Here is a 13,539-nt window from a genome sequence, read left to right as displayed (position 1 = left end):
AGCGATCGGTGCGACGGAGTGTGAGTGCGGTGTCAGATGCTCGGAGAAGGGCGCGACCGCCTGCCCGTGTCTGGTCATCGAATGCGTAGCCCTTCGGGTGAGGACGCCGCCACGTCGTCGTCGGCGGCCAGGTTCGGACTGAGGTCAAGCGCGGATCCAGGATCGGCGAACCTGGACGGGGAGATTATGTCATGCCCCCGCGGCGGCTGGTGGAGCCGCGACGCCGCTGACCGTGCACGATGCGCTCCGCCCCCCGAACAAAAGCCCTGGTGCACTGAAATCGATTTCGGTATCGTCGGCCTCCACACCCCTGTCGCTCGCCGAGGAGCCGCATGTCTGCCACCCGTGCCCGTCGCTCGACCACCCTGCTCGCCGCTGCCGCCCTGGCCGTCACGGTCACCGCATGCGCCGGGGGAGGGGCGCCCGTGGAACTCGATTCCGACCCCGACAAGCCGTTCGTGCTGACCGGGATCTCCGGGCTCACTGAGGTCGCGCAGCTGACGGGACCGGCGGGCATCAACGACACCGAGGCGGTCGGCGTGGCCGGCACCGATCTCGGCTCGATGACCACCGTGGGCGACCGCACCTGGTTCTTCTTCGGTGACACGTTCGGCGAGCGCGCACCGGGCACGACCGGCGGTCAGGGCGGGCAGTGGCGCTCCAACGTGGCCGCCTGGACGACCGACGACGACCCGACCGACGGCATCTTCTTCGACGGCTGGGTGGCCGACGGGATCGGGCTCGCGGCCCCGCTGATCGAGGGCGACCACGACCCCAACGACGGCTCCGGCGAGGTCACCAAGATCCCCACCGCGGGCTTCGCGATCGGCGACACGATCTACGTCTCCTACATGTCGGTGAGCTACTGGGGTGACCCCGGCGCGTGGGATGCGAACCGCTCCGCCCTCGTCGTCTCGCGGGATGACGGGCAGACCTGGGCTCCCGTCGAGGGCATCGAGTGGCCAGGGGACTCCGGCTTCGTGCAGTTCGCGACGGCCCCTGTCACCGCCGACGGCGAGGACTGGATCTACCTGTGGGCGATCCCCTCCGGGCGGTTCGGGGAGGTGCGGCTGATGCGGGTGCCGGCCACCGAGGAGGCTGTGGAGGACCAGGGCTCCTACTCGTACTTCGCGGGCCTCGACGGCGACGAACCGGTGTGGTCGGAAGACCTGGACGACGCGCAGGTCGTGGTCGAGGGCACGATCGGCGAGCTGTCGGTGATGTGGTCGACGTACCTGGAGCGCTGGATCATGACCTACTCCGACGCCGGCAACGCCTACATCCGCGAGGGCATCACCCCGTGGGGCCCCTGGGGCGAGCCGATCGAGCTCGTGCCCGGCGACGACTACCCGGGGCTCTACGGCCCCTACCTCGACCCCCGGTACGTCTCGGACGACGGTCGGCGCATCTACTTCACGCTCTCGCTCTGGGATCCGTACAACGTGTTCTGGTTCGCCGCTGACCTCGACCACGCCGACGGATGAGCAGCCCGCCGCCGACTATTGCGCATGAAATCGATTTCGCCTAACCTGGCGCATACCCGATCAGAGTGGATCGACGCGAGCTGGTCGGCACCCCCACCCGGCGGCAGCCGGGACACAGCATGACTCGAAGACGAGTGACGTCCTGAGGAGGACCAATGCGCAAGACACGCAGTCGCATGTGGAAGGTCGCAGCATCCGTGGTGGTGGCGGGCATCGCCCTCAGCGGATGCTCCGGGGGCGGCGGCGGGGGCGGAGGCGCCGGAGCCGAGGGGGAGCCCGACAGCGGCGAGCTCAACTTCGTCTACATGGGAGACGCCGACCAGCAGAAGGCGTTCAACGCGCTGTTCGCCGAGTTCAACAAGCAGTACCCCGACATCAAGCTCAAGGCCGTCGGAATCCCCAGCGGGAACTGGGCCACGTTCTCCACCACGGTCGCGACGCGTCTCGCCGGCGGGCAGAAGATCGACATCATCCAGGTCGCCACCGAGGGGCAGCGGCTGTTCGCCTCGAAGGGCATCCTCGCCGACCTCGCGCCCTACATCGAGCAGGACCAAGAGGTCGTCGACGACTACTGGGACGACATCAGCCCCAACCTGCAGAAGTTCAACGAGGAGTTCGCGGCGGGCCCCGACGGCGAGACCGTGTTCATCCCCGGCGGGTTCAACACCATGGCCATGTACCTCAACAAGGACGTGTTCGAGAAGGCCGGAGTCGCCATCCCCGAAGACGGCAACTGGACGTGGGACGAGTTCGTCGCGGCCGGGAAGCAGATCAAGGAGAAGACCGGCGCCTACCTCGTCGGCGCGGGCTCCGGCTACTTCGTCGACGTGATGCCGTGGCTCACCACCAACGGCGGCAGCACGTTCAACGCCGACTGGAGCGAGCCCACCTACAACTCCCCGGAGGCGGTCAAGTCGGCCGAGTTCGCCCGCAGCCTCGTCGAGATGGGCCTGGCCCCGAAGCCCGGCGGCCAGTTCGACGGCAACACCGCGTTCAAGCAGGGCAAGCTCGCGATCCTCAGCGGCGGACGTTGGCCCGTGCTCGGTGTGCGTGAGCTCGACATGGTCGACAAGACCGTGGTCGTGAACTGGCCCACCAAGACCGGCAACGGCTCGCCGGTCGGCTGGGACGCCTGGAACATCGCCAAGAACAGCGACAACAAGCAGGCCGCGTGGACCTTCATCAAGTTCCTCATGTCGGAGGAGGCCGGCAGCTACTTCGCCGAGATCGGCGGCACCATCGTGCCGGCCCGGGAGTCGGTCGCGAACTCGCCCGCCTTCACCGACAACGCCCCCGAGGGCACCATCCGGCTGAGCGAGGCGATGGACTTCGCCACCCCGATCCCCTCGATCGACCAGGGCGCCGAGGCGCAGAAGGTCATCGAGGAGGCGTGGGGCACGATCATCGCCGGTCAGGGCGAGGCGCAGAAGACCCTCGACGCGGCGCAGGCGGAGCTGGAGCAGCTGGTCGGTGAGTAGCGTCGCCGCCGCCCCCACGGTGCGGCGCCCGGGAGCAGAGCTCCTGCGGCGTCGCACCGCGACCGCGGGCTGGATGTTCGTCAGTCCCGCGCTGCTGCTGTTCCTCGTCTTCGTGGCAGGGCCGTTCGTGTTCGCGATCGCCCTGGCGTTCCTGAAGTGGGACATGCTGACCACCCCGGAGTTCGTCGGCGCCGACAACTTCGTGCGCCTGTTCTCCGACCCGATCCTGCCGCAGGTGCTGCTGAACACGTTCGTGTTCGCGTTCGCCTCGATCGTCACCCACCTGGTGTTCGGGCTGCTGCTCGCCCTCGCGGTCAACCGGGTCGCGAGCCGCGTGCTCGGCTACTTCGCCCGCGTCGCGATCTTCTTCCCGTTCCTGATCTCCTGGGCCGCGGTCGCCCTGCTGTGGAAGTACGTGCTCGACCCGACGTTCGGCTACGTGGCGCAGTACGCGGCGACGTTCGGCATCGAGCTGCCCAACTTCTTCGCCGACCCCGCCTGGGCCATGCCCGCGATCATCTTCATCGACCTGTGGCACACGGTCGGCTTCACGTTCATCATCATGCTCGCCGGGCTCCAGACCGTGCCCACCGAGCTCGTCGAGGCCGCCCGCACCGACGGCGCGACCTCGTGGCAGATCTTCTGGAACGTGACGCTGCCGCTCATGTCGCCCACCATGTTCTTCGCCACGATCATCACCTTCATCGGTGCGTTCCAGATCTTCGACCCGATCCAGATCATCACCAAGGGCGGACCGCAGAACTCCACCACGACGATCATCATGTACCTCTACGAGAAGGGCTTCCAGGCCTTCGACATGGGGTACGCGGCCGCGGTCGCCCTGCTCGTGTTCGTCATCATCATGGGCGTCACCGTGCTGCAGTTCCTCGGCCGACGGAAGTGGGTGCACGAATCATGACCGTTCTTCCCCCCACCGTGGAGCCGCGGACCGACGTGCTCACCCGCGTCGAACGACAGCGCCGCCGCCGTCACCGCCCCACCGTCGGCGGCGTGATCGTCGACGTGGTGCTCGTGGTGTTCGGCATCCTGATGCTGTCGCCGCTGTTCTGGCTGATCGTGCAGAGCTTCACCGAGCCGGAGTTCGCGTTCGCCGACCCACCGCGCTGGCTGCCGATCCCGTTCACCACGCAGAACTTCGCCGACGTGTTCGAGTACATGCCGTTCTTCCAGCAGTTCGGCAACTCGCTCGCGCTGGCGCTCATCTCCACCGTCGGAGCGCTGTTCTTCTCGGTGCTCGCCGCCTACGCGTTCGCGCGCATCGACTTCCGCGGCAGCCGCGTGCTGCTGGTCGTGATGCTGTCGGCGCTCATGGTGCCGGGACAGCTCGTCATCATCCCGATCTTCATCATGATGCGGCAGCTCGGACTCGTCGACACCCTCGCGTCGCTGTGGCTGCCCGCGCTGATCAACGTGTTCCAGATCTTCTTCCTGTCGCAGTACTTCAAGACGATCCCGCGCGAGCTCGACGAGGCCGCGCGGCTCGACGGTGCAGGACACCTGTGGATCCTGTTCCGGATGCTCATCCCGCTCTCGGCCCCCGCGGTCGCGGCCCTCGCGATCCTGGGGTTCGAGGCCTCGTGGAACGGGTACTTCGGGCCGCTCATCTTCCTGTCCAGCCCGGAGAACATGACCCTGCCGCTCGGACTCGTCACGCTGCAGAACGGCTTCGGCGCCGCACCCGCGGTGATCGTGTTCGCCGCCATCACCATGGTCGTGGTGCCGCTGCTCGTGGTGTTCCTGGCGTTCCAGCGGCAGATCGTGGAGAGCGTCGCATCGACGGGGCTGAAGGGATGAGTGCCGTGGACGCGACGGCGGCCGCGCGTGCCGCCGGTTCCGCTCCCGCTGCGGTCGACCCGGTGCTGCTGCGCCTTCCGGCCGCGGCGTGGCGGGCCCTCGCGCCGCTCGGGGTGACCGGAGCCGCGGCGCTCGCGGCCTGGGCGTTCGGGGCGGCACTGCTCGGGCCGGCGTCGCCGCTGGTGCCGCTGCTCGTGGTCGCCGCGTGCGCGGTTCCGGCCGCGTGGGCCCTCGGCGCGCTGCACGACCGGGTCTTCGACCACGCGGCCGTGCGCCTCCGCCGCCGCGTGCTCGCGGTCGCGGTCGGTGCAGGTGCGCCCGCGGTGCTGCTGGCGTGGTCGCAGGTCACGAGCGCGATCGCCGCCTCCGCCGCGGTGCCCCTGTTCGCCGTGCTCGCGTTCGCGGCGCTGCTGCTGTCCGCCGCGGTCGCCCTCGTCGCCGTGGTCGCGGTGCCCGTCGCCGCCCTCCGCGACGACGTGGGGCTGCGCACGGTCGCGGTCGTCTGCGCCGTCGCGGCGGTGCGTCGCCCGCTCGGACCGCTGGCCGCGCTCGCCGCGTCGGCCGCGGTCGCGTGGCTCGGGCTCACCTGGTTCGGCGGGCTGCTGCTGCTCGCGGCACCCCTGCTCGTGCTGCTGTCCGTCGCCGCGGCCTGGCCGGTCGCCGCGGCATCCGGAGTGGCGCTGCCGCCGCTCGTCCCCGGCCGTCGACCCGCACGAGGAGAATCATGACCGACCGCCTGTCCCCGTCCCGTCCCCACACCGAGGCCCCCGCGCTCGCGATGCCCTTGGGTGGCATCGGCACCGGCGGCTTCGCGGTGAACGCCGACGGGTCGCTGCGCCAGTGGCAGCTGCAGGGCATGCCGAACCACCTGGGCGCTCTCCCCGGCACCGGCTTCTGGCTGCGGGTCACGCAGGTCGAGCCGCCGCTCAACGTCATCTCGATGGTGCAGGGCACCCCGGTCCCGGATCCGCAGGCCTCGCTCACGACCGACGGCTTCGTGCCCGAGTGGATGACCGCGGCGGCCGAGAGCTTCAGCACGTTCGACAGCGCCGCGTTCCGGGGCACGTACCCGGTGGCCGAGGTCGAGCTGACCGATCCGCGGCATCCGGTCGAGGTGCGCATGCGCGTGCTCAACCCGATGGCCCCGCGCGACGTCGAGTTCAGCTCGATCCCGACCGGGATGTTCGAGTTCACGCTCACCAACACCGGCTCGATCGGGGTGCACGGCACGCTCGCGGGGTCGCTGCTCAACGCGATCGGGTGGGACGGCATCACGCCCATCGCCGACAGCACTCCGGGGCTGGGCGGCAACGTCAACCGCCTGCGCCGCGGCAGGGGCTGGTCGCGCGTGGTCATGGACAACCCGGGCCTGGACGAGAGCGACCGCCTGGCCGGGCAGCTCGTGCTCGCCGCCGACGACGAGACAGCGGCCGTGCTCACGCGGTGCAGCGGGCTGGAGCACCTCGACGCGTTCCTCCGCTCCCGTGCCGGGAACGACGGACGCTCCCGGCTCGCGCTCGCCCCCACGATCGGCGACCCGCAGCTCAACGCCCCGCAGGGCGGGTCGGGCCCCAGCCCGCAGGGACGGTCGTGGCTCGGGGTGGTCGGCGTGCCCTTCGCCCTCGCCCCCGGGGCCTCGCGGACGATCCGCTTCTCGATGTCGTGGCACCTGCCCAACCGGTTCGTCGACATCGAGCAGTTCGGGGCGCCGCACCCGGAGTGGGGAGCGTCCACCTTCTACCTCGGCAACGCGTACGGCCGGCGCTACCTCGACGCGCTCGACGTGCAGGCCACGGTCGAGCGCCGGTGGGACGAGCTCGTCGAGCGCACGCTCCGGTGGACCGGCACCCTCGCGGGGTCGAGCCTCGACGCGCGGGAGGTCGAGCACCTCGCCGCCCAGGCCGCGTACGTACGCAGCCCCACGTGCTTCATCGGCGCCGACGGCCGGTTCTACGGCTACGAGGGCTCGCTCGGCGACTCGACCTGGATGTGGTCGGGCGTCTTCGGCGGGTCCTGCCCGCTCAACTGCACGCACGTGTGGCAGTACGAGGCCGCGCTCGCCGGGCTGTGGCCGAGCCTGGAGCGGAACATGCGCGACACCGAGTTCGACGTGATGCAGGCGGCCGACGGGTCGATCCCGCACCGCTTGCGCGTGCCCACGTATCTGCACCAGATGACGGACGAGTTCATCGGCGGACCGGAGGAGCCCGCGCTCGACGGCATGCTCGCCACGATCCTCAAGTCGCTGCGCGACGTGCAGCGCGGGGCGGGATCGGAGTGGCTCGAACGCCGCTGGCCGCAGCTCGTGCGGTTGTACACGCACATCCGCGAGAAGTGGGACGCGGACGGTGACGGCGTGCTGCGCGGCATCCAGCCCAGCACGCACGACATCGACCTCGCCGGGGTCAACCCGTTCATGGGCACGCTGTGGCTCGCGGCGCTGCGGGCGTACGAGGAGCTCGCGCGGCGGGTGGGCGACACCGACGCCGCGGCGGAGGCGGCCGAGAGGTTCCGCTCCGGCTCGGCGGGGTACGACGAGCTGCTGTTCGACGGCACCCACTACGTCCAGGTGCTCGACGAGGGCGACCCGGAGGACTTCCAGTGGCGCACGGGTGTGCTGTCCGACCAGGTGATCGGGCAGTGGTGGGCGCATCAGCTCGGGCTCGGGCCGATCCTGCCGCCCGAGCACGTGCGCAGCGCCCTCCGGCACGTGGTCGCCTCGAATCTGCGGCACGGCTTCGCGGACTTCGCGCACCCGTACCGCGTCTATGCCGACACGGCCGACGACGTCGGGCTGCTGATGTGCACGTGGCCCGAGGGCGGACGACCCGAGGTGCCCACGCGCTACGCCGACGAGGTGTGGACGGGCATCGAGTGGCAGGTCGCGGCGCACTGCTTCTTCGAGGGGCTGGAGGAGGAGGGTCGTGCGGTGCTCGAAGGACTGTGGGACCGGCACGACGGCCGCCGCCGCAACCCCTACAACGAGATCGAGTGCGGCGATCACTACGCCAGGGCCATGGCGGGGTGGACGCTGCTGCAGGCGCGCTCCGGCGTGCGCGTGGACGAGGCGGCGGCCGAGCTGCACGTCGGCGCCGAGGGCCGCTGGCCGTGGGTGAGCGCGGCGGGCTACGGCACCGTCACCGTGGGGGAGCAGGTGGAGGTCGACGTGGTGGAGGGCGACTGCCCGTTCACCGTGGTGCGCGCCGACTGAACGCATCGAAGGGCGCCCGCGGGAAGCGGGCGCCCTTCGTCGTGCTCGGTGTCAGCCCTGCGGCGGGCGCGACGGGGAGGCGCCGATGTCGGGCACGGCTGCGCTGCCCAGGTGCACCTCCAGGTCGTCGGCGCTCGGTGTGCGCGGGCGGCGCGCGGTCGGCCGGTCGAGGTAGAACAGCGCGGTGGAGGCGATGTCGTCCCGCAGCGGCAGGTATCGCCATCCGCTGCGCCAGCCGAGCGCCTGGATGTCGACCCGCGGGATGCCGCTGGCGAAGTGGATCGGGTCGAGCACGTGCCAGCGGTACATGCCGAAGCGCTGCTGCGACACGTAGAGGCCGTCGGGCCGGATCACCTGCGGCATCCCCAGATACGGGGTGGAGAAGGCGGTGTAGCCCTGGCCGGGGATGTCGAAGTTCCACGCGCCGCCGAAGTAGTCTTCGGTGCCGGTGCCGCAGATCGTGGGGTGGTCGGTGTCGTCGTCGAGGTAGAACTTGATCTCGCCCTCACCCCACCAGCCGTTGGAGTTCACGCCCCACGCGATGTAGGTGCCGACGTACTGCCCGCGCCCCTCGATGCCCTCCAGCAGGACGTGCGGGGTGCGGTCCTCCAGCGGGTTCGAGCGCCGCCACTGCGCGTGGAAGTAGGCGTCGTCGGAGTGATCGCCCCCGACCTCGTAGGTCACCTGGTAGTAGACGCGCACGTCGACGGTTGACGTGTTCTCGAGCGTGAGCCGGGCGCCGTCGCGGAACGGCATCGGCCAGTAGGAGTTGAAGCCGCCGTGCGGGTTCGCGGCGATGGTCTGCGAGTTCACCTGGGCGAACACGCCCCATCCGTTGCAGAAGAAGTCGCCGTAGGGCACCTCGACCGCGGGCTCCGCGGCGCCGTCCCAGTACGCGCGCAGCAGCAGGGTGCGCCAGTTGTCGGTGTGGGTGGTGATCCAGATGTGGGTGATCTTGCCCGGACCCTCGATCGCGGCGAGCTCGAAGGTCTCTCCGGCCGGGATGTCGACGCTGGGGGAGATCTTCCAGCCGGGGCCGAGGTCGCGCGCGCTCGCCGCACCGGTGCCCTCGGTGGCGCGGCCGCCGCCGCCCGGCGAGCCGTCGAAGTTCTCGGGGGAGATGGACCGGGTCTGCACGGTGCGCAGCGCTGCGAGCGTGGACAGAGAGGAGGGGGCAGGCGTCATGGCCGCCAATGTAATCGATTTCAGATCGATGCACCAGAGACCTCGCGAGCGCGCGATACTGTTGCTTCACGTCCGGGGTCACCGGACAGGCAGTGAGGGTGCATGGCCACGATCTACGACGTCGCGGAGCTCGCGGGCGTCTCGCCCGCGACGGTCTCCCGCGTGTTCAACGGCACGAGCGTCTCGGAGGAGAAGGTGGCCGCGGTGCGCGAGGCCGCCGCCCAGCTGCACTTCACGCCGAACCGCGCGGCCCGCACCCTGCGCACCCAGAGCTCCGAGGTCATCGCGCTCGTCATCCCCGACATCGAGAACCCGTACTTCACCGAGATGGCGCGCGGCGTGGAAGACGTCGCCTCCGAGGCCGGGTACTCGGTGGTGCTGTGCAACTCCGACGCCCAGCTGGAGAAGGAGGCCACGTACCTCCGCATCGCGATCGCCGAGCACATGTCGGGCGTCATCATCGCGACCGCCGACGAGCACAGCGATCTGAGCGGCATCCTCGCCACCGGGCGCCCCGTCGTCGCGGTCGACCGCAGCACCACGTACGACATCGATGGCGTGGTGATGGCCAACCGGGCCGCCGGCACCTCCGCCACGCAAGACCTCATCGCCGCGGGCTATCGCCGCATCGCCTACATCGGCGGGCCCGAGCACATCGACACCGCGGCCGAGCGCGCGGCCGGCTGGCGCTCCGCGCTCTCCGCCGCAGAGCCCGACCTCGACCTGGACGAGCTCGTGCGCTTCGCGACGTTCCGGGTCGACGGCGGCCGCGCGGCCATGGAGGAGCTGCTGGCGCTGCCCGAGCCGCCCGACGCGGTGGTCGCGGGCAACAACCTCATCGGCGTCGGCGCCCTGCAGGTGCTCACCGAGCGGGGGCTCACGCCGCCCGCGGTCGGGGTCGCGGTGATCGGATCGCTGCCCTTCACCACGCTCTCGCCCACGGCGGTCACCGTCGTCCGGCTCCCGGCGCGGCACATGGGGGTCACGGCGGCGCGCATGCTGCTGGAGCGGATCAAGGGCGACACCCAGCCCGCGCGCACGGTGGTGCTGCGCAACGAGGTGCAGTCCGCGAGCACGCCCCGCGCCTGACGCCCCTGTGGGCGGGCGGGGCTCTTTCGGTGAAAGTCTCACGCGTCGGCTTGCGGCTTGAAATCGATTTCGCTTACCATGGCGAAAGGTCGGATCACCGGCCGCCCTGCGTCGAGGAGGACCATGCGCTGCACCATCGGTGTCGACATCGGCACGTCCAGCAGCAAGGGCGTGCTCGTCGACGAGGCGGGGACGATCCTCGCGACCGCGACGCGCGCGCACGAGGTGAGCCGCCCCCGCACCGGCTGGGTCGAGATGGACGGCGACGTCTGGTGGGACGAGTTCGTCGGCCTGGCCCGTGAGCTCCTGGCCGCAGTGCCGGAAGCCGAGGTGGCCGGGGTCGGCGTCAGCGGCATGGGTCCCTGCATCCTGCTCGCCGACGAGCACGACCACCCCGTCCGCCCCGCCATCCTCTACGGCGTCGACACCCGCTCCACCGCGCAGATCGCACGGATGACCGCGGAGCTGGGCGACGAAGACATCACCCGCGTGGGCGGCTCGACGCTCACGTCGCAGGCCGGCGGCCCCAAGATCGCCTGGGTCGCCGACGAGGAACCCGAGGCGTGGTCGCGCGCCCGCCGCCTCTACATGCCCGCGTCCTGGCTCGCCCGCAGGCTGACCGGCGCCTACGTGCTCGACCACCAGTCCGCCAGCCAGGTGTCGCCCCTGTACGACATCGAGCACGAGCGCTGGCACGAGCCGTGGTGGCAGCGCTACGCGGGCACGATCGAGGCCCCGGAGCTGCGGTGGGCGGGCGACGTGGCGGGCACCGTGACCGACGCGGCCGCCGCCGCCACCGGCATCCCCGCCGGCACCCCCGTGGTCACCGGCACCATCGACGCCTGGACCGAGGCCGTCAGCGTGGGCGCGCACGAGCTCGGCGACCTGATGCTGATGTACGGCACCACGATGTTCCTCGTCGCGACCGGCGCCGAGATCCTGCGCACGCCCTCGATGTGGACGACCGCCGGTGCCTTCGCCGGCACGCGCAACCTCGCCGGCGGGCTCTCGACCTCCGGCGCGCTCACCGCCTGGCTGAAGGACCTCACCGGCGCGGACTACCCGGAGCTGCTCGGCGAGGCCGCCACGTCCGGCCCCGGCGCCCGCGGGCTCCTGATGCTGCCGTACTTCGCGGGCGAGCGCACGCCCATCCAGGACCCGGATGCGCGGGGCGTGATCGCCGGCCTCACGCTGGAGCACACCCGCGGCGACCTGTACCGCGCGGCGCTCGAGGCCACGGCACTCGGCGTGCGCCACAACGTCGAGACCATGCGGGCCGCCGGCGCCGACATCCGCCGCATCGTCGCGGTCGGCGGCGGCACCCAGGGGCGCCTGTGGCTCCAGATCGTGTCCGACGTCACGGGACTCGTGCAGGAGGTGCCCGAGACGACCATCGGCGCGAGCTACGGCGCCGCGTTCCTCGCCGCCGGAGCCACCGCGGCCCCGGGTGCCGCTCCCGCCATCGACGCCTGGAACCCGATCGCCGAGACCGTGCGGCCCGACGCGGCGCTGCGCCCCTTCTACGACGCCCTGTTCGACCGCTACGTGCGGCTGTACGAGGGGACCACGTCCGTCGTCCACGACCTCGCCGCGGACCAGCGCGACGCGACCCCGACCACCCCGACCCCGGAGGCACCATGACCACGTACACCCTGCCCGCGCCCGCCGCGCGCCCGACCGCGGCACCGAAGACCGCGTACCTCATCACCTCGGGCGATCTGCGCGAGTCGGCGAACGTCGCCGGGTGGCCGACCCAGGTGGAGCTCGAAGCGGGTGTGACGGGCGTGCTGAACGACCTCGGCTGGGAGGTGATCCGGCCGTTCGGCGTCGACCCCGAGACCGGTCACGGCTTCATCTCCAGCCAGCGCATGGGCCTCGAGGTGTTCCGCGACATCCCGACCGATGCCCCGCTGGTGGTCGCGATCGCCAACTGGCAGTACTCGCACCACGTGCTCGCCGGGCTGCGCACGCACGAGGGCCCGATCCTCACGGTCGCCAACTTCGCCGGTGACTGGCCGGGGCTGGTCGGTCTGCTCGGCCTGAACGCCGGGCTCACGAAGATGGGCAAGCCCTACGCCACCACCTGGTCGGTCGACTACACCGACGACTGGTTCATCGACGGCATCCGCGAGTGGACCGAGACCGGCGCGATCACGCACGACCAGTCGCACGTGCGTCCGCTGCCCGCGTTGCCGGACAGCCCGGAGAAGCAGCTCGGTGAGGCCCTGGCCGCGCAGCTGCGCGCCGACAAGGCCATCATCGGCGTGTTCGACGAGGGCTGCATGGGCATGTACAACGCGATCTTCGACGACGAACTGCTCAACCACACCGGCATCTACAAGGAGCGGCTGTCGCAGTCGGCGCTGTACGCCGAAATGCTGACCGTGACGGAGGACGAGGCCGACGCCGCGTACGACTGGCTGATCGACCACGGCATGACCTTCCGCTACGGCGACGACGCCGCGACCGAGCTCACGCGCGAGCAGGTGCAGTGGCAGCTCAAGATGTACATCGCCGCGCTCCGCATCGCCGACGACTTCGGGCTCGACGCCGTCGGCATCCAGTACCAGCAGGGTCTCAAAGACCTGGTGCCCGCGTCCGACCTCGCCGAGGGCATCCTCAACACCACGGAGCGCCCGCCGGTCATGTCGCGCGACGGCGCCCGCGTGCTGCACGAGGGCCGCGCGTTCCCGCACTTCAACGAGGCCGACGAGGGCGTCGCGGTCGACGCACTCGTGACCGACCGGGTCTGGCGGGCGATGGGCCTCGTGCCCGACAACACGCTGCACGACGTGCGCTGGGGCGAGGACTTCGACGGGCAGTTCGTGTGGGTGTACGAGATCTCGGGCTCCGTGCCCGCCTCGCACCTCGGCGGCTGGGAGCACGCGGAGGGCTGGCGCCAGGGCCACGTGTTCTTCCCCGCGGGCGGCGCCACCATCAACGGCGTCTCGAAGCCCGGCGAGGTCGTGCTGTCGCGCGTGTTCATCGCGGACGGTGTGCTGCAGGCCGACATCTTCCGCGCCTCGGTCGTCGAGCTGCCGGAGGAGGAGACGCAGCGCCGCAAGGACGCCACCAACCCGGAGTGGCCGATCGCCCACGTGGTGCTGCACGGCATCTCGCGCGACCAGTTCATGGCGCGGCACAAGGCCAACCACGCGCAGCTCGTCTATGCGCCCGACGCCGAGACCGCAGACCGGGCCCTCATCGCGAAGGCCGCCATGTTCGACGGGATGGGGATCCGGGTGAACCTCGTGGGGGACGTGCGCGTCTGAGCCGG

Annotated in this window: 10 protein-coding genes; 9 read left to right on the top strand and 1 reads right to left on the bottom strand. The window is 70.8% G+C overall.

Annotated elements, in window-relative coordinates; genetic code table 11:
* Positions 1–332: 332 nt before the first annotated feature.
* The 6 genes from ACWH95_RS03810 (at position 333) to ACWH95_RS03785 (ending at position 7,988) form a co-directional block, all read left to right on the top strand.
* Positions 333–1,484: a DUF4185 domain-containing protein gene (locus tag ACWH95_RS03810; protein ID WP_454120204.1), complete on the top strand. Its 1,152-nt coding sequence runs from the start codon at positions 333–335 to the stop codon at positions 1,482–1,484.
* 155 nt (positions 1,485–1,639) lie between these two features.
* Positions 1,640–2,962 carry an ABC transporter substrate-binding protein gene (locus tag ACWH95_RS03805; RefSeq protein ID WP_454120203.1) on the top strand — a complete coding sequence of 441 codons (1,323 nt, stop codon included), beginning with the start codon at positions 1,640–1,642 and terminating at the stop codon, positions 2,960–2,962.
* Positions 2,955–3,881 (top strand): carbohydrate ABC transporter permease, encoded by a 927-nt coding sequence (locus tag ACWH95_RS03800; protein ID WP_454120202.1) that lies wholly within the window; start codon positions 2,955–2,957, stop codon positions 3,879–3,881. Before ACWH95_RS03805 ends, ACWH95_RS03800 begins: the two co-directional genes overlap by 8 nt.
* Positions 3,878–4,777, top strand: coding sequence for a carbohydrate ABC transporter permease (locus ACWH95_RS03795; RefSeq protein ID WP_454120201.1), 900 nt, complete (start codon positions 3,878–3,880; stop codon positions 4,775–4,777). Before ACWH95_RS03800 ends, ACWH95_RS03795 begins: the two co-directional genes overlap by 4 nt.
* Positions 4,774–5,505 (top strand): hypothetical protein, encoded by a 732-nt coding sequence (locus ACWH95_RS03790; RefSeq protein ID WP_454120200.1) that lies wholly within the window; start codon positions 4,774–4,776, stop codon positions 5,503–5,505. Before ACWH95_RS03795 ends, ACWH95_RS03790 begins: the two co-directional genes overlap by 4 nt.
* Positions 5,502–7,988, top strand: a complete 2,487-nt coding sequence (locus ACWH95_RS03785; RefSeq protein ID WP_454120199.1) for a GH116 family glycosyl-hydrolase — start codon at positions 5,502–5,504, stop codon at positions 7,986–7,988. The genes ACWH95_RS03790 and ACWH95_RS03785 overlap by 4 nt, the downstream gene beginning before the upstream one ends.
* A gap of 51 nt (positions 7,989–8,039) precedes the next feature.
* On the opposite strand, the gene ACWH95_RS03780 is transcribed toward ACWH95_RS03785, so the two are convergent.
* Positions 8,040–9,173 carry a glycoside hydrolase family 172 protein gene (locus ACWH95_RS03780; RefSeq protein WP_136035122.1) on the bottom strand — a complete coding sequence of 378 codons (1,134 nt, stop codon included), beginning with the start codon at positions 9,171–9,173 and terminating at the stop codon, positions 8,040–8,042.
* 102 nt (positions 9,174–9,275) lie between these two features.
* On the opposite strand from ACWH95_RS03780, the gene ACWH95_RS03775 reads away from it, so the two are divergent.
* From ACWH95_RS03775 to ACWH95_RS03765, 3 genes are all read left to right on the top strand, one after another.
* A complete protein-coding gene (locus ACWH95_RS03775; RefSeq protein WP_136036300.1) occupies positions 9,276–10,262 on the top strand; it encodes a LacI family DNA-binding transcriptional regulator in 987 nt (328 codons plus the stop codon).
* A gap of 123 nt (positions 10,263–10,385) precedes the next feature.
* Positions 10,386–11,903 (top strand): FGGY-family carbohydrate kinase, encoded by a 1,518-nt coding sequence (locus tag ACWH95_RS03770; protein WP_454120198.1) that lies wholly within the window; start codon positions 10,386–10,388, stop codon positions 11,901–11,903.
* Complete coding sequence (locus tag ACWH95_RS03765; protein ID WP_454120197.1) at positions 11,900–13,534, top strand: fucose isomerase; 1,635 nt, start codon at positions 11,900–11,902, stop codon at positions 13,532–13,534. The genes ACWH95_RS03770 and ACWH95_RS03765 overlap by 4 nt, the downstream gene beginning before the upstream one ends.
* Positions 13,535–13,539 lie beyond the last annotated feature (5 nt).

Source organism: Microbacterium sp. NPDC055502, assembly GCF_053643635.1.
This window is presented reverse-complemented; position numbering and strand designations above follow the sequence as displayed.

Coding starts and splice junctions, on each gene's coding strand:
- ACWH95_RS03805 (WP_454120203.1), top strand. CDS start 1,640: ATGCGCAAGACACGCAGTCGCATGTGGAAGGTCGCAGCATCCGTGGTG.
- ACWH95_RS03810 (WP_454120204.1), top strand. CDS start 333: ATGTCTGCCACCCGTGCCCGTCGCTCGACCACCCTGCTCGCCGCTGCC.
- ACWH95_RS03785 (WP_454120199.1), top strand. CDS start 5,502: ATGACCGACCGCCTGTCCCCGTCCCGTCCCCACACCGAGGCCCCCGCG.
- ACWH95_RS03780 (WP_136035122.1), bottom strand. CDS start 9,173: ATGACGCCTGCCCCCTCCTCTCTGTCCACGCTCGCAGCGCTGCGCACC.
- ACWH95_RS03765 (WP_454120197.1), top strand. CDS start 11,900: ATGACCACGTACACCCTGCCCGCGCCCGCCGCGCGCCCGACCGCGGCA.
- ACWH95_RS03775 (WP_136036300.1), top strand. CDS start 9,276: ATGGCCACGATCTACGACGTCGCGGAGCTCGCGGGCGTCTCGCCCGCG.
- ACWH95_RS03795 (WP_454120201.1), top strand. CDS start 3,878: ATGACCGTTCTTCCCCCCACCGTGGAGCCGCGGACCGACGTGCTCACC.
- ACWH95_RS03770 (WP_454120198.1), top strand. CDS start 10,386: ATGCGCTGCACCATCGGTGTCGACATCGGCACGTCCAGCAGCAAGGGC.
- ACWH95_RS03790 (WP_454120200.1), top strand. CDS start 4,774: ATGAGTGCCGTGGACGCGACGGCGGCCGCGCGTGCCGCCGGTTCCGCT.